The organism is Agromyces tropicus (genome assembly GCF_039531345.1).
GTDB classification, from domain to species: domain Bacteria; phylum Actinomycetota; class Actinomycetes; order Actinomycetales; family Microbacteriaceae; genus Agromyces; species Agromyces tropicus.
In genome coordinates, this window is record NZ_BAAAPW010000002.1 from 489,197 (window position 1) to 509,094 (window position 19,898).

A 19,898-nucleotide genomic window follows, 5' to 3' on the forward strand; every position below is an offset into this window, starting at 1 on the left:
GGGAGCATGAAGCTCAGCGTGTGCATCGTCACCTACGAGCGTCCGGCCTTCCTCGAGCGCTGCCTGCGGTCGCTCGACGCCGGCCTCGACCCCTCGGCGCAGGTCGTGGTGGTGGACGCCTCCGCGGAGGACCGCGGCGACCTCGTCCGGTCGATCCGCTCGGATGCGGTGTTCGTCCACGCTCCGCACCTCGCGGGGTGGATGACCCGGTCGCGCAACGAGGCCCTCCGGCACGTGCGCGGCGACATCGTGACGTTCCTCGACGACGACGTCGTGCTGCGACCGGGCTGGGAGGCGGCGCTCCTCGCCGCGTTCGCCGACCCGACCGTGGCGGCGGTCGCCGGGCGGACGTGCAACGGGCTGCCCGGCGAGGAGCGGTACGAGCCGCCCGTCGGCCGGGTGCTCCCCGACGGCCGGCTCACCGACGGCTTCGCCTCGCTGCAGGACGGGCTCGTCGACATCGACCACGGCATCGGCGCGAACATGTCGTTCCGGCGCTCGGTGCTCGCCGAGCTCGGCGGCTTCCGCGACGACTACCCCGGCACGGCGCTGCGCGAGGACACCGATGTCTTCCTGCGGGTGCGGGCGCTCGGCGGCCGCGCCGTGTTCGCCCCCGACGCCGCGGTCGACCACCTGCCCGCGCCCCACGTGCGCGGCGCACGGTTCGACACCCGCTACAAGCTCTACGGCCGGCGGAACCACATGGTGCTGCTCGCCCGCGACGGCGGCCTCGGCTCGGCGCAGTTGCGGAGGTGGGTGGGCGGCCAGTTCGCCGCGGTCGGCCGTTCGCACGGGCTCGCTGCGAAGGCGAAGCGCCTCGGCGTGACCGTCGTCGGCGTCGCCTGGGGCGCCGGCGCCGCGGCGCGGCAGGCGAAGTGGCATCCGCTCCCCCCGCGCCGCGAGGACGCGCTCGGGCGGGAGCTGCGTGCGGCGCTCCGCGCAGACGTCGCCGCGGAGGCCGACGGCGTCCGGCAGGTCCGGCGCGGGACCGACGAGGAGGGCGACGCATGACGGCACCCGAGCGGCCGGCGATCCGGCTCAACGCCTACGTGCTCGCGGGCGACCCCGCGTGGATCGAGGCGAGCATCGGCTCGTACGCCGCACTCGTCGACCGCATCGTGGTCTCGTACGACCGCTCCCACCGCTCGTGGTCGGGGCATCCGCTCTCGGTCGACGAGTCGCTCCGCCGCATCGCCGCCGCCGCACCGGAGGGTACGGTCGAGCTGCTCCCGGGCGACCATGTCGCCGGCGAGCGCTCCCTGATGGCCACCGAGACCGCGCAGCGCCAGGCCGCCCTCGACGCGGCGTCCCGGGGTGCCGACTGGGTCCTGCAGCTCGACACCGACGAGGTGCTCCCCGCGCCCGAGGCGTTCCTCGAGCAGCTGACGATCGCCGACGCCGACGGGGCCGACGCGGTCGCCTTCCCCCTCCGCAACCTCTACGCGATGACGGGCGACGGCCGGTTCCTCGAGCAGTGCGGCCGCTTCTGGACCACGCAGGCCGCCTACCCGGGCCCGATCGCGGTGCGCGCCGGGACGACGCTGACCGTGGCGCGGCAGGCGCGCGGCGTCCCGCACCGCCGGGTCGACGTCGCGCCGCGCAACACCGACCCGGCTCACCCGCGCGACACGACGGTCGACGCCGTCGTGCCGACCGAGCAGGCGGTCCTGCACCTGAGCTGGGTCCGCACCGAGGACCAGATGCGCGAGAAGCGCGACGTCTCGGGCTACGCCGCGAACCGCGACTGGGACCGGGACCTCGCACGCTGGCGGTGGCGCGCACGGCACCCGTGGCTGACGGCGGCCGGCGCGCCCGTCAGCCGGAAGTGGTGGGATCGCTACCGCCCCGTTCGCGTGCCACGGCTCGAGGGCGCCCAGCCCTGAGCCGGGCGCAGGCGCCGGCCGAGGCGCCGCATCCACCGGGGCAGCATCGCGACCGCGCGGTCGCGCCGCCGGGGGAGGATGTCGCGCGCGAGTGCGAGCGCCTCGCGGTACGCGCGCAGGTCGCGCGCCCTCCGGCACGCGCGCAGCGCCCACTCGAGCACGTGGCGGTAGTACGGCGAGTACGCCTCGAGCGGTCGGTGCGGGGGCGTGGGCAGGTCGGTGGGCTGCCAGAAGGAGCGGATGGCGCGGAGTGCGGTGAGGCCCTTGAGCGGCGACCCCGTCCGCGTGATCGACCGCGCGTCGTCGCGGAAGTAGGCGAGGCGGTCGGGCAGCGAGCGCCACTCGGCGAGGCGTGCGACGTTGACGTACATCACCCAGTCCTGCGCGGTCACGAAGCCGTGCGGGAAGGCGCCCGCGCGCACGATGACGTCACGACGCACCGCCGTCGTGCTCATCGAGCCGCGCATCCGCTCGAGCAGCAGGTCGAAGCTGCGGCCCTCGATCTGCAGGTACGACAGGTCCTTCCGGGGCTCGGCCGTGCGGGCCGCGGCGAGGCACTCGTCGAGCGTGCTGGCCGAGAACTCGTCGCCCGGCCCCGCCTCCGCGGCGAAGCTCCAGTACCCCGTGTTCATCGCGAGCGCGCCTGTGGCCGCCTCGGCCTCGATGCGTGCGAGGTACCCGGGATCGAGGAGGTCGTCGTCGTCGAGGAAGCAGACCCAGTCGGTGCTCGCACGCGCGAGGCCGGCGTTCCGCGCGGCGGCGACGCCGGCCTTCTCGATCGGGGCGACCTCGATCGGGCGCGCGTCCAGCACTCCGATGGCCGGGTCGTCCACCCCGTCGGGCACCACGATGACCTGGTCGAACGGTCGAGTCTGGCGGAGCGCGCTCTCGACCGCCTGCGTCACGAGATCGGGCCGCCGATGGGTCGGGATCACGAGCGCGAACGTGGTTCGGCCGTCGCCCGGCCCGCGATCCTCTGACACGCGTGTCATCGTAGCGGCGGGTCGCATCGTCGCGGCGGGTCGCGCCGCGACGACCACCTGCGATACTGGAGCGAATCTCACTGAAGGACCGGGGCCATGAGTTCGACGAAGGAGCGCCGGGCGATCCGGCACCTCCGCATCGTCGAGTGGTGGTCCGGCGTCTGGCGCTGGGTGCTGATGGCCTTCGGCGCCGTCGCGGTGATCTACCTCCTGCTCGACCGGGGTGCGAGCGGCGGTGCCGTCATGGCCGTCGTCCTCGCGGCATTCATCGTCGCCGCCTCGCTGACCGGGTCGAAGCCCCTGGCGATCGCGCTCTTCGCCGTTCCCGGCCTGCTGATCCCGCAGCGCATCGGGATCGGCGGCGGCGACCTCTCCGTCTCGGACGCGGCGCTCGCCGCGGCGTTCGGCACCGCGCTGCTGCTCGGGCAGCGACCCTACAGCCCGCCGCTCCGCCGCCTGCTGATGCTCAGCCTCGTCTACCAGTTCGCAACCCTGATCACGGTCATCGCGAATCCGTACCTGGCGAACACGTTCGAGTGGTTCCACGCCTGGCTGCTCGTGTCGGGTGCACTCATCGTCGGCTGGGCGCTGGGTGCCGCCGGCTACGGCCGGCTGGCACTGTCGCTCATCGTCTTCACCGCCTGCGTGCTCGCCTTCATCACGCTCGTGCAGGCCGTGAGCCAGTACGCGGTCGGCAACTTCGGTCCGGCGGCGCCGTCGTGGCCGATCTCGATGCACAAGAACTTCGTCGGCACGGTCTTCGCGTTCGCGGCGATCATCGCCTACCTCAACCCGGACTGGGTGGGATGGACGAAGGGCTGGTCGCGGCTCGCGTTCTGGATGCTCGTCGCCGGCACCGTCGCGTCGCAGTCGCGCCAGGCGCTCATCGGCCTCATGGCTGCGGTGATGGTGGCGGTGATCCGGCGCAGCACCTCGCGCCGGTCGCGGATCCTGATCCTGCTGCTGCTCATCCCGGCCGCGTGGCTGATCATCTCGATGGTGGTCGAGCAGGTCCAGTCGCAGAACCAGCACAACTCGGTCTTCCAGCGCCTCGACTGGTTCCGCGAGGTCTACCGCTTCTGGCGGGAGGCGCCCATCTTCGGCCACGGCCTTCGGTACTGGTACCAGCCGGGCAACCTGCCCTACCAGCCTCCCCAGGGCGAGCTCGAGGTGCTCGCGAGCGCCGGGGTGGTCGGGCTCGCGGCGTTCGTCGTCATGTGGATCGGCGTCCTGCTCGTGCTCTGGCACATCGATCCGCGGTTCGGCACGCTCGCCGTCGCCGTCGTGTTCTCCCGGCTCGTGCAGGCGCAGTTCGACCTGTTCTGGGTCGCGGCGCAGGTCTCGATCCCGTTCGTGATCGCCGGCGTCTGCCTCGGCGCGATGGCCCGCGAGGAACGCCGAGCGGACGCGGAGGCGCTGGGTCCGCCGGGGCGGGCCCTGGTCGGGCCGGCGTCGCGAGGCGTCCGCTGACCGGAGCCGCCGAGCGGGGGCCGCCGACCGGGAGCCGCTAGGCCCGGACGAGCACGTCGGCCGTCACGAGCTCGTCGAGCGTCGCGTCGACGATCGCCGCCGGGTCGACGTCCGGGGGCGGCGCCGGCATCTCGCGCAGCGCGGCATCGGTGATCTGGGACGCGGTCGTGTCGGCGGCGGCGAACCAGAGGACCGGCCCGAGCCCGTCGAGCACGGTGACGCGGTTCTGCCGGAACACGACGAGCGCGTCGTCGACGCTCAACGCGTCGCGGTACTCGCCGCGCCGGTACAGGGTGCCGGGGGCCGCCTCGACGACGACCGGCTCCTCACCGAGCTTGGCGCCGCAGTCGCAGTCGCTCGTCGACACGCCGACGTCGACCAGGTGGGGCGACTCGTCGGTGGCGGCCGCGAGGATCTCGTCGACGAGGTCGCCGAGGGTCTCCGACTCGGAGTACACCACGCGGCGGACGCCTCCGGTGGAGAGGATGGTCGAGACCAGCGTCCGCATCGGCTTGCGCATCGTCGAGAGGAAGCTCGTCTGCGGCACCAGGGCCTCGAGTGCCTCGAGCACCGGCACGGTCTCGACGTACGGCTCGGCGACGCCCTCGCGACGGTCGAGCACGACGATCGCGTCGAGCACGAGCGGGGCGTCGGGCAGGCCGCGCAGGCCCTCCGCGGAGGCCGGCAGCTGTGTCTTGGAGTCGGGGTCCGTACCGACCGACAACGGCTTGCGGTACGGCACGACCTCGCCGCCCGGGTACACGGCGAGCGTCTCGTCGGTCACGTAGCCGAAGCGGCGGCCGAGCGCGATGGAGGCCGTCGTCTTGCCGCGACCGGACGGGCCGACGAGCGCGATGACGCGGCCGTCGTCGAGCGCGACCGCGCCCGCGTGCAGCATGAGGGCCGAACCGCTCAGCCCTGCGATGCCGACCAGCGTCGCCTCGGAGACGACCCGGGCGGCGAGCTGCTCCGGCGAGGTCGCCGAGACGATGCGATGCTGCGGGTCGGTCGAGAGCCTGCCGTTGCCCAGGTTGGCGGTCAGCGTGACCGTCGGTTCCGCTCCGTCCTCGACGAGATCGACCCAGTGACCGCGGATCCGGTCGCGGACGTCGTCGGGCACGGAGGCGTCGAAGTCCACGCGGACCACGGAGTCGAGGACGCGCACGTCGAAAGCGGTTGACATACCATGGACCCTACTCGCTCATGGTCCACCGCACGGCGGAGGGGACGATGGCACGACCCGGAGGTGTCCATGGAACTGCGCGACTACCTCCGCGGGCTGCGCCGGCACTGGTTCGCCATCCTGCTCCTCACGTTGGTCGGCGTGGGCGCCGGCTACGGCTGGACCGTGCTCCAGACGCCCGTCTACGTGGCGAGCGCGAGCGGCATCGTCCAGTCCACCGGCGAGGGCGACGTCGCGAATGTGTCGCTCGGTGACAGCGTCGCCCGCTCGCGCGTGCCGTCGTACCTGGTCATGGCCGGCTGGACCGACGTCGCGCAGGGCGTCATCGACGAGCTCGACCTGCAGACGACGCCCGAGGCGCTGATCCAGCGCGTCGAGGTGACCAACCCGACCGGGACGGTGATCCTGAGCGTCGCCGCCCAGGCCCCGACCGCCGAGGGGGCGCGCCAGCTCGCCGAGGCCTGGCTCAACTCGCTCGGCGACGTGGTCGACGAGGTCGAGGTCGAGAGCAGCCCGACCGGCGCCGCGCCCGTGCAGGTCGTCACGCGCGAGTCCGCCTCGCTGCCCACGAGCCCGGCGTTCCCCGACGTGCAGACCGCGCTCATCGTCGGCGGCGTGCTCGGCCTCGGCTTCGGCGTCGCCTTCGCGATGATCCGGACGGCGGCCGACCGCCGCATCCGCAACGCGGAGGACACGGAGTCGAAGACCGGCGTCGCCGTCGTCGGCACCATCCCGTGGGTCGCTGGCTTCGATGCGGGCGAGCGGCTGGTCGACACGTCCGCCGCGAACCGCACCGGTCGCTCGGGTACCTTCGCGGTCTCGGAGGCGCTCCGCTCGCTCCGGACCAACCTGCAGTTCATGGACGTCGACCACCCGCCGAAGACGATCGTCGTCACGAGCCCGCTTCCGGGGGACGGCAAGTCCACCATCGCGTGCAACCTCGCGCTCACGCTCGCCGCGGCCGGCACGACGGTCGTGCTCGTCGACGGCGACCTGCGGCGTTCGATGGTCGCGAAGACGATGGGCCTGCCGGGCGGCGCCGGCCTCAGCGATGTCCTCGCGGGGCGCGCGGCGCTCTCGGAGGTGCTGCAGCGCACGCCGAAGTCCAACAACCTGCTCGTGCTCGCCGCCGGCAGCGTGCCGCCGAACCCGAGCGAGGTGCTCGGCTCCGAGCGCATGCACACCCTCGTGGCCGACCTGACCAAGCACGCCACGGTGATCATCGACGCACCGCCGCTGCTGCCCGTCACCGACGGTGCGGTGCTCGCGCACCAGGCAGACGGCGCACTCGTCGTCGTCACGCTCGGCAAGACGACCTACGACCTGCTCGACAAGGCGCTCGACACGCTCCGCAAGGCGCGCGGCCGTGCGCTCGGCATCGTGCTGAACAAGGCGCCGATCCGAGGGGCGGATGCCGCGACGTACTCGTACGAGTACCGACGCGACTACACCTCCTCGGCCGACGCCGCGGCCGTGGGCGACACCGCGGAGGGCTCGGACGCCGGGTCGAAGAAGAAGAAGAAGCCGAGGAAGCCGCGCGGTCGCGGCAAGGCGGCGCCGAAGGACGACGAGGGCGACCTGGTCACCGAGCCGTCGTCGGACGAGCACGGCGCACACGGCTGACGCGTGGCCGGACCCGAGCGGAACGGCCCAGCCGTCGCGGCATCCGATCGTCGTCGCATCGCACTCGTGAGCTCGTCGTACGCGCCCCACGTCGGCGGCGTCGAGGAGCACGTCCGGCAGGTCGCGCGCGAGCTGCAGGAGGCGGGGTGCGCCGTCGAGGTCTGGTCCGTCGATCGCGGGACCGGCCCGGTCGTCCGCGACGTCGAGGGCGTCACGGTGCGCTACCTGCCGACGCCACTGCCCTCGGGCTCGGTGGGGGGCATCGGGCGATTCCTGCGCGCCCTCCCGGGCGCATGGCGGCACTGGACGGCTGCCCGCGCGTCCTTCCGTCCCGAGCTGCTCCACGTGCACTGCTTCGGCCCGAACGGGGCGTACGCGCTCGCGATGCATCGCCGCTTCCGGCTGCCGCTCGTCGTGACGTCGCACGGCGAGACGGTCGCCGACGACCACGCCGTCTTCCAGCGCTCGGCGGTCCTGCGCACCGCGCTGCGACGGGCGCTCGCGGCGGCGTCCGCCGTGACGGCACCGTCGGCGTTCGTCATCGACGAGCTCCGCGCCGACTACGGACTCGAGGGTGGTGACGTCGTGCCGAACGGTGTCGAGCTTGGACTCGTGGGCGATCCGGCCGGGAGTCCGTTCGGCGGCCGCTACCTGCTCGCCGTCGGGAGGCTCGGTCGCGTGAAGGGGTTCGACCTGCTCGTCGCGGCGATGGACGGCGTCGACCTGGATCCCGACGTGCGACTGGTGGTCGTCGGCGACGGGCCCGAGCGCGAGCGCCTCGAGGCGCTGGCGGCCGATCGCGGGCTCGGCGATCGCGTCGAGTTCGCGGGACGCCTGCAGCCCGCCGACGTCGCCGACGCGATGGCGGGGGCGATCGCGGTGGTCGTGCCGAGCCGCATGGAGGCGTTCGGCATCGTGGCGCTCGAGGCCTGGCGGAGCGGCGCGCCGCTCGTCATGACGAACCGGGGCGGCGCGCCGGGGTTCGTGCGCGACGGGGCGGACGCGATCCTCGTCGACCCGCTCGACAGCGAGGCGCTCCGGGGCGCGATCGAGCGCGTCGCACGTGACGGCGCACTCCGCGCCCGCCTCGTGGCGGCCGGTCGCGAGCGCGTGCCGGAGTTCACGTGGGCCCGGGTGGCGCGCGCCTACCTCGACCGCTACGACGCGGTGCTCCCCGCCCGGGTCGGCGGCGCCGGGACGGAGGCGGCGGCATGACCTACACGAACCCGCTGCGCCGTCGCGCCCGCCAGGTGCGCCGGCTCGCCGCGGCCGCGACGCGACCCGAGATGTGGCGCGGCGGCCTCGTCGTGCCGACCACGTGGTGGGACGGCCACCCCAACTTCGGCGACGACCTCACGCCGTGGCTCCTGCCCGGGTACGGCGTCGCGCCGGTGCACCGAGTCGCCGGCCGCGCGCGCCTGTCCGGCGTCGGGAGCATCCTCGAGTTCCTCCCCGAGGACTTCGACGGGGCGATCTGGGGCAGCGGGCTCATGTACGGCCGGCCGCATCCGCTTCCGCGCGCGACGGTGCTCGCGGTGCGCGGGCACCTCACGCGCGAGCTCATCGGCGCGCCGGACGACGTCGCCCTCGGCGATCCCGGCATCCTCGTCGCGCGGCGGGCGCGTCGGCCCCGGGTGCGCTGGGACGTCGCCCTCGTGCCCCACGGGCACCACCGGCAGCACGTGCCGTTCATGTCGATGGCGGATGCCGCGGGCCTCCGCGTGCACGTCGTGAACGTGCACCAGCCCGCAGCGCGGGTCGTGCGCGAGATCGCCGCGGCCGACGCGGTGGTCACGACGTCGCTCCACGGCCTCGTCACGGCCGACGCCTACGGGATCCCCGCGACCTGGACCATGCTCGAGCCGCCGCTCAGCGGGGGGCCGTTCAAGTTCCACGACTACGAGTCGGTGATCACGCCGGGGACGAGCCGGTTCACGCCCTTCGACGAGCGCCGCGGACTCGCGGGGATGCTCGAGGGGGCATCCACTGCGCGACGGGAGACCGTCGAGCGCGCGTGCGACGACCTCGAGCACTCGATCGCGCGACTGGGCGACGCCGTGCCGGGACTGCCGCGCTTCCCGGGCGGGGCGCTCGGCGTGCTCGCCGGGCGAGCGTAGGCCCGGCGGACGCACGGTCAGGCCAACGACGTCCAGACCCGGGCGTGGGCCTCGGCGCAGCGCTCCCACGTGAACTCGCCTGCACGGGCGCGCCCGGCCGCCACCATCGCGTCGAGGCTCGCGCCCGCTGTGGCATCCAGCAGCCCGGTGGCGATCGCCGCGCCGGCCGGCTCCACGAGGATGCCGGCGTCGCCGACGACCTCCGGGAGCGAGCTCGTCGCGGCGGCGACCACGGGCACGTTCGCGGCCATCGCCTCGAGCGCGGGGAGCCCGAAGCCCTCGTACAGCGACGGCACGACGACGACCTCGGCGCCGGCGACGAGCCCGGGCATGACCTCGTCGGGCAGGCGGCCCACCAGGCGCGTGCCCGGCATCCCGTCGAACAACGCCGTCCGCCGCGGGTGTGGAGGCCCGGCGAGCACGAGCTCCAGGTCGGGGCGCTCCCGGTGCACGGCCGGCCACGCCTCGGCGAGCCCCTCGAGGTTCTTGCGGCGCGTGGCGCCGCCGGCGTGCAGCACGTAGCGCTCGGGGAGTCGGTGCGCGCGTCGCGTCGCCGCGTCGAGCGGCGCGGCGTCGAAGAATCTCGTGTCGACGCCGTTGTGGACGACGTGCGGGTCGCGGATGCCGAGCAGCTCGACGGCCTCGCGCGCGCTGAACTCCGAGACGCAGATGACCGCGGCGGCGCGTCGGGCCTCCTCGATCGCCGCGGGGACCGGCGCGGATTCGTCGGGGAACCGCCACGAGACGACGTCGTGGATCGTGATGACGTCGGTCGGCGCCGGCGGCAGCTCGAGGGCCATCCGGTGCGCCACCGCGTCGCCGGCGTAGAGGAGCCGGCCGATCGCGCGGCGCTGCGCGGCCGAGGCCCGTGCGATGCGGCCGAGCGGCAGTCGCCGGTTGCCGTCGAGCCGAGAGCGGAGCGATCGGAGCACGAGGCGGCGGTAGCGCCATGCCCGTGGGTCGACGGCGGCGAGGGCGGATGCCGCGCGGCTCGCGACCTGCTCCTGGTACGCCTGGGCGCCCATCGGGGTGTCGGTCGCGATCGTCGCGATCGTGAGGCGGGGCGCGTCACGGGGCGTCATCTGGGCGGTCCCTCCGGCTGCGTGGCCCACCGGCCGTCGGATCGTCCGACCGGTGCTCCGAATCTAGCGACGGACCCGGTTCCGCGCACCAGCGCGGAGATCGTCCGTGAGACGACGGCGGGAACATGCGTGCGTATCGGAATCATCCGGCGACCTGCGGATCTGTCACCCGAACGTGGGGTGATCCCGATTCGGGCGAGGAAGCCTCAACCTCTAGAGTTGCCTGTGAAAACCCGATAGTGTGCGGCAGGTACTGCAGACCGCACGCAGTGCGCAAACCCGATGACCCGACAGCTCCGGCGGAGGGTCGCCCAACCACAGCGAAAGTCCAGGAGGATCCCCATATGAGCGACCTCGAAGAGCCGAAGCCCGGCGTCTCGCGGCGCACGGTGGCCAAGGCCATGGCGTGGTCGGTGCCCGCCGTGGCCCTCGCCGTTCCCGCTCCCGCCTACGCCGCGTCCGGCCCGCCCCCCGAGGTGCTGGTCGGCACGGCCTGTAAGCTGCCCGGCAACAGCGTCAACCAGAAGTGCGCCGACATCTTCGCGCAGCTTCCCGGCCTCGACACCAGCAAGGCCTACGCCATCCCGCTGCTGATCACGAACAACACGTCGAAGGACATCGTCCTGAAGCCGACGATCGGCATCAGCTCGTCCGGGCTGCCGTTCAACGTCGTGGGCATCCTCCCCGACTACTGCACGCCGATCGCGCCGACCGAGTCGGTCAAGGTCATCGTCTACGCGAACTCGGACAACAGTGCGAACACCGCGGTCACGCTCTCGCTGACCGTGCCGTGGGGCCACGACTGCGCCGACACCGACCACGCGCCGATCTTCATTCCCGGAATCGAGATCGACGACTTCCCGCCGTGCTCGAGCAAGGTGCCGTTCCCGACGGGTGCGCCTTCGTGCGACCCGCCGTTCTACCAGAGCTGAGGTCCGGCGTCACGGATTCGAGGGTGCGCTGCTGCGGCAGCGCACCCTCTTCCGTTTCCCCCGACCGTCTCAGGCCGAAGGAGACAGCCGGGTGAGGCCCGTCATCCACGCCATCACGCCCGGCGACCACTTCTCCCCGCTGACGGGCTCGGCAATTCCCACGGTCGTGCACGGGCTGGCGAGCGCCGCTGCGCGCGACGCCGACCCGGTGCCCCAGGCGGTGCTGCTGGATCGGTCGACCATGCGGCCGCGCTACGACAGCGCGGAGGCCATCGAGTACGACCGCGGTCCGTGGCTGACGCGGAGGGACCGCGCCATCGACGTCGCCCGTGGGCGCGTCGGCCTCCCGCGGACGGCGACGGCCCGCTTCCACGGGTCAGCCGCCGACGTGCTGCGGAGCCTCCCTCCGTCATTCGTGCTCGCGCACAACTCGCCGGTGCTTCCGCGACTGCTGCGCGACACGCCTCACCGGGTGCTGCTCTACGCGCACAACGACGTGCTCCGCAGCTACACCCGCGCCGAGGTGCGACGCACCCTCGGTGACGTCGCGGGCATCATCAGCGTGAGCCACTCGCTCGCGACGCAGCTGCGGGACTCGCTCCCCTCGAGCCTCGCCGGCCGGGTCCACGTCGTCGGCAACGGCGTCGACGTCGAGCGGTTCCGCCCTGCCGGCGACCCTGGCATACGGCAGGTCGACCCCGCCCGTCCCCTCCGCGTCGCATTCGTCGGGCGCGTGATCCCGGAGAAGGGTCCGGACGTGCTCCTCCGCGCCGCGAAGCAGCTCGCCCGAGACGATGTGGAGTTCCTCGTGGTCGGCAGTCACGGGTTCGCGCGCGACGCCGCCCTGTCCGGTTACGAGCAGGAGCTCCGCCGGCTCTCCGACGAGAGCGGCGCGCGGGTGCGGTTCGAGCCCTTCGTCGACCGCGAAGCCCTGCCTGCGCTGCTCCGCGACCTCGACGTGTTCGTGGTGCCGTCGCGTTGGCCCGACCCGTGTCCGCTGACCGCCGGAGAGGGCATGGCGTCCGGCGTGCCCGTCGTCGCGAGCCGCATCGGCGGTCTCCCCGAGGTCGTCGGGGACGCCGGCCTCCTCGTGCCGCCGGACGACCCGGACGCGCTCGCGGCGGCGCTCGCGCGCTTGGCCGACGACCCCGAGGAGCGTCTCCGCCGTGCCGTGGCATCGCGTGCGCATGCGCTGGCGCACGACTGGTCGTGGGCCTGGTCGAACCTCCGAACGGTGTTGTCCGGACTCTGAGCACCGCCCATTCGGGGGGTGTTCGCCCCCTAGCGTCAGCATCACGAACGCGCTAGCGTGCGCGCTTAACGGCCTTGTCCGCAGATCGACCCGATCCACAGGCTGCGAAGGAGGATCCACATGAGTGATCTCGAAGAGCCGAAGCCCGGCGTCTCGCGACGCACCGTGGCCAAGGCCATGGCGTGGTCGGTTCCGGCCGTCGCGCTGGCCGTCCCGGCGCCCGCCTACGCGGCGTCAGGCCCGCCGCCGGACGTCTCCGTCGGCGTCGCGTGCAAGCTGCCCGGCAACAGCGTCAACCAGAAGTGCGCCGACGTGTTCGCCCAGCTTCCGGGCCTCGACACCAGCAAGGCGTACGCGATCCCGCTGCTCATCTGCAACAACACGAGCAAGGACATCGTGCTGAAGCCGACGATCGGCATCGAGTCGTCGGGTCTGCCGTTCAACGTCGTGGGGATCATCCCCGACTACTGCACCCCGATCGCCCCGACCGAGTGCGTGAAGGTCATCGTCTACGCGAACTCCGACAACAGCGCGAACACGGCGGTCACCCTCGCTCTGACCGTGCCGTGGGGTCACGACTGCGCCGACACCGACCACGCGCCGATCTTCATTCCGAACATCCAGATCTCGAGCTTCCCGCCGTGCTCGAGCAACGTGCCGTTCCCGACGGGCGCGCCGAGCTGCGACCCGCCGTTCTACCAGTAGGCCGGCGACACGGTTTCGAGGGTGCGCTGCTGGGCAGCGCACCCTTCCGTCGTGGGTCGGTACCGCCGATGGGGTGACGGCTCCGGCGCCCTGGGTGGAACCGGATCAGGCGGTGTCGCGGCCGCCGTCGAGCCGGTCGAGCACCGCGCGCATCGCCGCGACCCGCTCGCTCCAATCGCTCGTCGGCCCGTCCGCCCCGTGTGGGAACGGCTGCGCCGCCGCGAGGGCCGCGGCGACCACGCCCGGGAACGCGGCGGCATCCGCGATGGTCACGCGCGGGTCGTCCACGTCCCGGAACCCGGCCACGGGCGTCGAGACGACCGGTCGGCCGACGGCCTGGTACTCGTAGAGCTTGATCGGATCGAGGCTGTCGGTGAACGGGGTGACCACGTGCGGCACGACGAGCACGTCGGCGTGCTGCAGGTAGCCGACGACGTGGTCGCTCGCGCGCGGGCCGAGCAGCTCCACCCCCGCGTCCCGCAGCCGCAGCGTCGCCTCCGTGCCGAGCAGGTTCGGACCGACGAGCACGAGCGTGTCTGCCTCCCCCAGCTCCCGCGCCGTCGCCTCGCACAGGTCGACGTCGACGCGGTCGGGATGCGCGGTGCCGAGGTACAGCGCCGTGCGGCCCTCGGGCAGGTCCGCAGGCCGGTCGGCCGGCTCGCGGTAGGCCGCGGCGTCGACGCCGTTCGGGATCAGCGTCACGGGACGGTCGGCCCCCTTCCGACGCCCCAGCTCACGTGAGCACACGACGACCTCGCCGGCGAGCTCGAGCAGCCTCGCCTCGTTCGCCGCGGCGCGCGCTCGCTCCCCCTCCGGACGGTCGGCCGCGAGCCAGTCGTCGGTGACGTCGTAGAGCGTCGGCCAGCCCGTGCGTTCCGCGAGTCCGACCGCTCCGGGGTCGTTGATCCAGAGCAGCGGATGCCGCATGCCGAGCGAGGCCGCGGCGCGCTCCACCGCCGTGGCGAGCCGCTGGTCGGCGCGCCGGTCGACTCGCCGCGGGAGCCACTTGGTCGGTCGGACGGTCCAGAGCCGGCCCGGCGCGGGGTCCCCGACCTCCTGCACGCCGCGCCCGAGCGAGGGGCGGCGGCGCGACGCGAGGTCGTGCGTCGGGTCCGCCGCCGGCTCGACGAACAGCACGCGCAGCGACGGGTCGGCGCGCAGCAGGCCGGCCACGAGGTGCTGGTTGCGCCGCCAGACGCGGTCCCAGCGTTCGAGCGAGAGCACCACGAGATCGGTCATCGCCGCCCCTTCCGTGCGATCGCCTCGCGGTAGACCGCCTCGGTGCCGTCCGCCTGTGCGCGGAGCGAGAAGTGCCGCTGCTGCCGCTCGCGCGCCGCATCGCCCAGGGCAGCCCGTCCCGCAGGGTCGGCGGCGAGGTCGCGCAGGCGGGCGCCCGCGGCATCCGCGTCGTTCGCGGCGAAGCGCGCGCGGGCGTCGAGCCCGTCGAGCAGTTCGACGTGACCGGCCGCGTCGGCGGCCACCGGCGGCAGCGCCGTCGCCATCGCCTCCAGCAGCGTCAGCCCGAGCCCCTCGACGGGGCACGGCGCGAGCAGCAGGCCGGACCGGGCCAGCAGTTCGGGCAGGTCGGTGCGATAGCCGCTGAAGCGCACGGATGACGCGATGCCGAGCTCGGCAGCGAGCTCCTCCAGTGACGCCCGCTCCGGGCCGATGCCCGCGACGTCGAGCGTCCAGCCCTGCGCGGCGAGCCCGGATGCGGCGAACCCGCGCACCCCGACGTCGGTGCGCTTCTCGGGCTGCAGGCGCTGGGCCATCAGCACCGTGCGCTCGCGCGAGCCCGGTGCCCCCGCCGGCCGCGGCTCGATGCCCGTGTGCACGACCGTGCTCGGTCCGGCGACGGCCGCCGCGACGGCGGCGCTGATCGAGACCTGCGCGTCGATGCGACCGCGGACCAGGGCGTCGATGGGCACGGGGCCGACCCGGCCGCGCGGCCGAGCGAAGTGGCAGGTCGCGACCGCCGCGGGCCGGCGCGCGCGCCGACGGGTCGCGAGTGCGGCGACGGTCGCGACATCCGCCGCGGTCATGTGCGTGTTCACGACGTCGACCTCGTCGGCGAGCCGCCGCACCGCACGACGCACCTCCATCGTGCGCGCCGCCGGTGTGTGCGCGACGCCCGCCTCGTCGAGCCCGGGCCGCATGCGCGGCGGATCGCCGCCGATGACGTGCACCTCGTGCCCGTCGGCCGCCTGCGTCCGGGCCAACCGCAGCACGAACTGCTCGACGCCCGAGAAACCGTCCGACCGGACGGCGTGCAGGATCCGCAGGCGGTCGCTCACGCCGGAGCCGTCCGCCCGCGTTCGAGCGAGCGCGCCAGCTCGAGGTACCGCGACGCCACCTCGCGCCACGAGTGCTGCTCCGCCGATCGGCGGGCCCGCTCGCGCCAGGCGTCGAGGGGCTGCGCGTCGAGCTCGGCGAGCCGGGCGCCGATCGCCGCGGCATCGCGCTCGACGAGGAACCCGTTCTCGCCGTCGACCACGAGGTCCGGGGCGAAGCCCACGCGCGTGGAGACCACGGGCACCCCGCACGCGAGCGCCTCCAGCACGACCAGCGCGTTCGCCTCATAGGCGCTCGGCAGCACGAGCACGTCCGAGGCGCGCAGCATCGGCACCGGGTCGGGCTGCTCCCCGGCGAAGACGACGCGTTCGGCGACGCCCGCCCGCCGCGCCTGCGCCGTCGCACGGCGGATCATGTCGGCCGTGCCGCCGACGACCAGGAGCACGACACCGGGCACCGCTCCGAGCGCCTCGATGGCGAGGTGGAGGCCCTTCCGCTCGAACTCGTGGCCGATGAAGACGGCGACCGTGGCGTCGTCGGCGATGCCGAGCCCACGACGCACCGCCGCGCGCCCGGCGGTGTCGCCGGGGCTGAAGCGCTCGATGTCGACGCCGTTGGGGATGACCGTGACCGGCGGCCGCACGCGGCCGTAGACCTCGCGCAGCAGCTCGGCCTCGCGGCCGGTGAGGGCCACCACCGCGCGGTGCGTGCGGCCGCGATAGCGGATGCGGTCGCGCAGCGCGGTGAAGAGGTGCACGGGATTGCGGACCATGCGCCACCAGTAGTTGCCGCGGGCGCGCATCGCCGCCTGCAGGAGGCCGTGATTGACGTACACGTCGCCCGTCATCACGTCGTTGTGGGTGAACGCGATGGCGTCGGGCCGCTCGGCGAGGAACCGCTTCGCGCGCCGTGTGCCGACGGTGCTGAACCAGATGACGTTGCCGGCCCGCTGGAGGTGCAGGCCGAGCGTGGTCCGGTGCGGGCGGGCGAGCGTCCGGCCCGCGTCGGCGGCCGTGAAGCGCTCGACCGGCACGCCGGCGGCCCGGAACTCCTGCTCGAGTGCGTACGCCACCCCGGCGACCCCGCTCCCGGGCTCGATCGTCGGCGCGATCTGGACGATCCGCGTCATCCGCCGGACCGCTCCGCCGACGCACCCGGGGCGCCCGACGCCTCGCGCTCCGCGCGCACGCCCTCGAGCAGGTCGAGGTAGCGCTGTGCGATGGTCGGCCAGCCGAGCGGCACGACCGAGGCACGGGCCCGCTCGCGCAGTGCGGCGAGCGCGGCGTCGTCGAGGCTCGCGATCTGCTCCATCCGCTCGCCCACCGCCTGCGGATCGCGGTCCACGAGGTAGCCGTTCTCGCCGTCGACGATGATCTCGGGGGCGTAGCCGACGGGCGTCGCGACCACGGGGAGGCCGCTCGCGAGGGCCTCGAGCACGACGAGCGCGTTCGCCTCGTACGCGCTCGGGAAGACGAAGAGGTCGCACGCCGCGAGGTGCGCCGTCAGGTTGCCTCGGGGGCCGAGGAAGAGCACCCGGTCGCCGACGCCGTGCTGCTTGGCCTCCTCGTACGCCTCGGCGATGATCGCGTCGTTGCCGCCGATGATCATGAGCAGCACGCTCGGCGCGTGCACGAGGCCGCGGATCGCGAACGAGAGGCCCTTCCGCGAGAACTCGTGGCCGACGAAGACGGCGACGCGCTCCTCCGTGCCGAGCTTCAGTTCCGCGCGCGCCGCAGTGCGCTCCTCGGGCGTCGGGGGGCGGAAGCGCTCCAGGTCGACGCCGTTCGGGATCACCTCGATGCGCGGGCCGATCGGGCCGTACGTGGCGCGGAGGTCCGCCGCGTCCCGCTCGGAGAGGCAGACGACGACGCGGTGCGCGTGTCCGCGGTAGCGGATGCGGTCGCGCACGTAGATGAACAGGTGCACGGGGTTGCGGTAGATGCGCCAGGGCGAGCGGCCCCGGGCGCGCATCGAGGCGAGCAGCACGCCGTGGTTCACGTACACGTCGCCCGCCACGACGTTGTTGTGGCAGATCGAGACGGCGTCGGGGCGCTCGGCGAGGAACCGCTTCGCGCGGCGCGTGCCGACCGTGCTGAACCAGATCATCCGCCAGCCGCCGCGGATCCGGGCGAGGAACGCGTTCCGCGGCCACGGCACGGAGCGCCCGTGGCGGGCGTCGTCGAACGTGAACCGGTCCATCTCGGCACCCAGTGCCCGCAGGCGCTGCTCGAGGTTCCAGGCCACGCCGGCCACGCCGGTGCCCGGTCCGATGAACGGCACCACCTGCACGATCCGCGTCACGTCGACGACTCCCCTCGGAACCGCGCCTCGACCCGCACCGGGCCGAGGCGGTAGATCGCCGCCCGCCGACGCGCCGCGCGTCCGCGCTCGCCGCCGAGCACCAGCGACCGCGCCATGGCGCCCACCCACTGCCCGGCTCGAGCCGACTGCCAGCCGACCGAGCCGAAGTGCTTGCGCAGGAACCGCTCCTGCGACGCGTGGAAGTGGGCCTCGCGCCGTCGCGGGTCACCGCCCGTGCCCGCGCCCGTGTGCACGGCCCGAGCCTCGGGCACGACGCCGTGGCGCCACCCGAGCCGGTGGGCGCGATAGGCCCAGTCGGCCTCCTCGGCGTACAGGAAGTACCGCTCGTCGAACCCGCCGACGTGCTCGAGCGCCTCGGCGCGGAGCAGCATGACCGAGCCGATCACGTACGAGGGGTCGCGCCGCAGGCGCGCGAGGCCGACCGCCTCGAGCCAGGTGCCGGTCGGCGAGGGCAGCCACCACTCGACGCGGGCCTCGTGACCGTCCTCGTCGACCTGCGCGGGTCCGACGCTCGCCAGGTCGGGGCGGGCGCGGAGCGCCTCGTGCAGGGCCGCCACGTCGTCGGCGGAGATCTCGGCGTCGGGGTTCAGCAGCAGCACGTCGGCGCCCGGCGCGATGCGGTCGGCGAGCCCCGCGTTCACCCCGGCGGCGAACCCGCCGTTACGGCCGGGGTCGAGGTAGCGCACGCCGAGTTCCTCGCAGATCGCGGCGATCTCGGGCATCGACGAGTTGTCGACGACGGTCACCGGCAGCGACGCCACCGGCGCGAGCGCTCGGCGCAGCAGGTCCGGCGCACCGTAGGCGACGACGACGATCTCGAGGCCGGCCTCGGGCTCGGGCGCGGGGGATGCCTCGCGCAGGATCGATCGGTAGAGGTCGAGGTAGTCGCGGCCCACCGCGCCCCAGCTGCACTCCTCGGCGCGGACGACGCCGGCGGCGCGGAGCGACTCCGCCCGCGGCCCGGCGGCCTCGACGAGCGCCGCGGCCAGCGCGCCCGCGTCGCCGGTCGGGACGAGGAGGCCCGCGCCGCCCACGACGTCCGGCAGGGCGCCGGCATCGCTCGACACGACGGGAACGCCGCACGCCATCGCCTCGACGGCGACGCGGCCGAACTGCTCGGTCCAGGTCGCGGTCGGCATGGACGGGACGGCGAGCACGTCGAACGACCGCAGTACGTCGGGGATGCCGGACGGCTCCACGGCGCCGACGAGCTCGACGCGATCGGCGACGCCTGCAGCCGACGCACGCGCCGGCAGGTCGTCGGCGAGCGGCCCGCTGCCCACGATGCGGAGCCGCAGGCGCGGCTCGCGCGCGAGCGCGTCGAGGAGCAGCAGCACGCCCTTCTCCGGGACGAGCCGGCCGATGAAGCCCACGGTGATCGGCGCGCCGTCGCCGCCGGCGGGCGCGGCGTCCGTGGGGGCCGCGCCCGCGGCATCCGTCGTCGGCGGCTCGGCCTCGGCGGGCGTGAACCGGGCGAGGTCCACGCCGAGCGGGATCACGCGTGCCCGGCCGGCGAAGCCCTTGGCCTCGACGATGCGCGCGGCCTCGGTGTTGCACGCCGAGATCCCCGCGGCGGTGCGCAGCGCCCGGCGCTCCAGCCAGCCGAACGGGAACGGGTAGCGCTTGCGCAGGTTCTGCGCGGTGTAGAGCACAACGGGGGGCCGCATCCGGCGCAGGGCGCGCAGCAGCAGGATCTCGGCGGTCGCGAGGGAGAAGGGCTCCTCGTGCACGTCGATGACGTCCCAGTCCTCGCCGAGCAGTCGCCACAGCGGGAGCGGGTCGTAGACGAAGAGCGCGGGATGGCGACCGAGGGTGCGGACCCCCTGCACGCGCTCGTCGGGGCGGGCCTCCAGGGCCACCGGGACGCCCCCGGCATGCCAGCGGCGCGCGCACGCCAGTGCGACCTCGACGCCGAGCGCGGACAGCGCGCGCTCACGTCCGCGCCACTCATCCACGACGGCGCTGTGCGACACCCTCAGTACGCGCACGGCACCCCCTCTAGACTCCTTGCAGAAACCTTATCCGGGGCGCGCTTCCCGGTCGCGGGCGAGCCG

Annotated in this window: 17 protein-coding genes; 9 read left to right on the forward strand and 8 right to left on the reverse strand. The window is 74.0% G+C overall.

Features of this window, described 5'->3' with window-relative positions:
* Positions 1-6: 6 nt before the first annotated feature.
* Both ABD230_RS08080 and ABD230_RS08085 read left to right on the forward strand, forming a co-directional pair.
* The gene (locus ABD230_RS08080) at positions 7-1,011 is read left to right on the forward strand and encodes a glycosyltransferase family 2 protein (protein WP_344371531.1); all 1,005 of its coding nucleotides are present in this window, start codon (positions 7-9) and stop codon (positions 1,009-1,011) included.
* Positions 1,008-1,883, forward strand: a complete 876-nt coding sequence (locus ABD230_RS08085) for a glycosyltransferase family protein (protein ID WP_344371534.1) — start codon at positions 1,008-1,010, stop codon at positions 1,881-1,883. Before ABD230_RS08080 ends, ABD230_RS08085 begins: the two co-directional genes overlap by 4 nt.
* On the opposite strand, the gene ABD230_RS08090 is transcribed toward ABD230_RS08085, so the two are convergent.
* Positions 1,838-2,866, reverse strand: coding sequence for a glycosyltransferase family 2 protein (locus tag ABD230_RS08090; protein WP_344371537.1), 1,029 nt, complete (start codon positions 2,864-2,866; stop codon positions 1,838-1,840). The two genes, ABD230_RS08085 and ABD230_RS08090, sit on opposite strands and share 46 nt — an antisense overlap.
* Positions 2,867-2,962: 96 nt before the next feature.
* Between ABD230_RS08090 and ABD230_RS08095 the strand changes: the two genes are divergently transcribed.
* Entirely contained in the window at positions 2,963-4,336 is a 1,374-nt protein-coding gene (locus ABD230_RS08095; RefSeq protein WP_344371539.1) for an O-antigen ligase family protein, read from the forward strand.
* Positions 4,337-4,373: 37 nt separating this feature from the next.
* Here the strand turns inward: ABD230_RS08095 and ABD230_RS08100 are convergent, their stop codons facing one another.
* A complete protein-coding gene (locus ABD230_RS08100; protein WP_344371541.1) occupies positions 4,374-5,519 on the reverse strand; it encodes a hypothetical protein in 1,146 nt (381 codons plus the stop codon).
* Positions 5,520-5,588: 69 nt separating this feature from the next.
* Between ABD230_RS08100 and ABD230_RS08105 the strand changes: the two genes are divergently transcribed.
* Genes ABD230_RS08105 through ABD230_RS08115 form a run of 3 tightly spaced genes read left to right on the forward strand, consistent with a single transcriptional unit; the run spans position 5,589 to position 9,259 of the window.
* A complete protein-coding gene (locus ABD230_RS08105; protein ID WP_344371545.1) occupies positions 5,589-7,142 on the forward strand; it encodes a tyrosine-protein kinase domain-containing protein in 1,554 nt (517 codons plus the stop codon).
* A gap of 3 nt (positions 7,143-7,145) precedes the next feature.
* The gene (locus ABD230_RS08110; RefSeq protein WP_344371549.1) at positions 7,146-8,357 is read left to right on the forward strand and encodes a glycosyltransferase family 4 protein; all 1,212 of its coding nucleotides are present in this window, start codon (positions 7,146-7,148) and stop codon (positions 8,355-8,357) included.
* Positions 8,354-9,259 carry a polysaccharide pyruvyl transferase family protein gene (locus tag ABD230_RS08115; RefSeq protein ID WP_344371551.1) on the forward strand — a complete coding sequence of 302 codons (906 nt, stop codon included), beginning with the start codon at positions 8,354-8,356 and terminating at the stop codon, positions 9,257-9,259. The genes ABD230_RS08110 and ABD230_RS08115 overlap by 4 nt, the downstream gene beginning before the upstream one ends.
* Before the next feature lie 17 nt (positions 9,260-9,276).
* Here the strand turns inward: ABD230_RS08115 and ABD230_RS08120 are convergent, their stop codons facing one another.
* On the reverse strand, positions 9,277-10,341 hold the full coding sequence (locus ABD230_RS08120) for a glycosyltransferase (protein ID WP_344371554.1): 1,065 nt from the start codon (positions 10,339-10,341) through the stop codon (positions 9,277-9,279).
* Positions 10,342-10,685: 344 nt separating this feature from the next.
* On the opposite strand from ABD230_RS08120, the gene ABD230_RS08125 reads away from it, so the two are divergent.
* The 3 genes from ABD230_RS08125 to ABD230_RS08135 all read left to right on the forward strand — a co-directional run bounded on the left by ABD230_RS08125 (position 10,686) and on the right by ABD230_RS08135 (position 13,230).
* Complete coding sequence (locus ABD230_RS08125; protein ID WP_344371556.1) at positions 10,686-11,273, forward strand: hypothetical protein; 588 nt, start codon at positions 10,686-10,688, stop codon at positions 11,271-11,273.
* Between the two features lie 91 nt (positions 11,274-11,364).
* Positions 11,365-12,525, forward strand: coding sequence for a glycosyltransferase family 4 protein (locus tag ABD230_RS08130; protein ID WP_344371558.1), 1,161 nt, complete (start codon positions 11,365-11,367; stop codon positions 12,523-12,525).
* Positions 12,526-12,645: 120 nt separating this feature from the next.
* Positions 12,646-13,230: a hypothetical protein gene (locus tag ABD230_RS08135; RefSeq protein ID WP_344371561.1), complete on the forward strand. Its 585-nt coding sequence runs from the start codon at positions 12,646-12,648 to the stop codon at positions 13,228-13,230.
* A 105-nt stretch (positions 13,231-13,335) separates the two neighbouring features.
* Here ABD230_RS08135 and ABD230_RS08140 read toward each other — a convergent pair whose 3' ends face one another.
* The 5 genes from ABD230_RS08140 to ABD230_RS08160 are packed head-to-tail and all read right to left on the reverse strand — an operon-like array spanning position 13,336 to position 19,832.
* Entirely contained in the window at positions 13,336-14,469 is a 1,134-nt protein-coding gene (locus tag ABD230_RS08140) for a glycosyltransferase (protein ID WP_344371563.1), read from the reverse strand.
* Positions 14,466-15,524: a glycosyltransferase family 4 protein gene (locus ABD230_RS08145; protein WP_344371565.1), complete on the reverse strand. Its 1,059-nt coding sequence runs from the start codon at positions 15,522-15,524 to the stop codon at positions 14,466-14,468. The genes ABD230_RS08140 and ABD230_RS08145 overlap by 4 nt, the downstream gene beginning before the upstream one ends.
* Positions 15,521-16,651, reverse strand: coding sequence for a glycosyltransferase family 4 protein (locus ABD230_RS08150; protein WP_344371568.1), 1,131 nt, complete (start codon positions 16,649-16,651; stop codon positions 15,521-15,523). Before ABD230_RS08150 ends, ABD230_RS08145 begins: the two co-directional genes overlap by 4 nt.
* Entirely contained in the window at positions 16,648-17,823 is a 1,176-nt protein-coding gene (locus ABD230_RS08155; protein ID WP_344371570.1) for a glycosyltransferase family 4 protein, read from the reverse strand. The genes ABD230_RS08150 and ABD230_RS08155 overlap by 4 nt, the downstream gene beginning before the upstream one ends.
* Positions 17,820-19,832, reverse strand: a complete 2,013-nt coding sequence (locus tag ABD230_RS08160; RefSeq protein WP_344371573.1) for a glycosyltransferase — start codon at positions 19,830-19,832, stop codon at positions 17,820-17,822. Before ABD230_RS08160 ends, ABD230_RS08155 begins: the two co-directional genes overlap by 4 nt.
* Positions 19,833-19,898 lie beyond the last annotated feature (66 nt).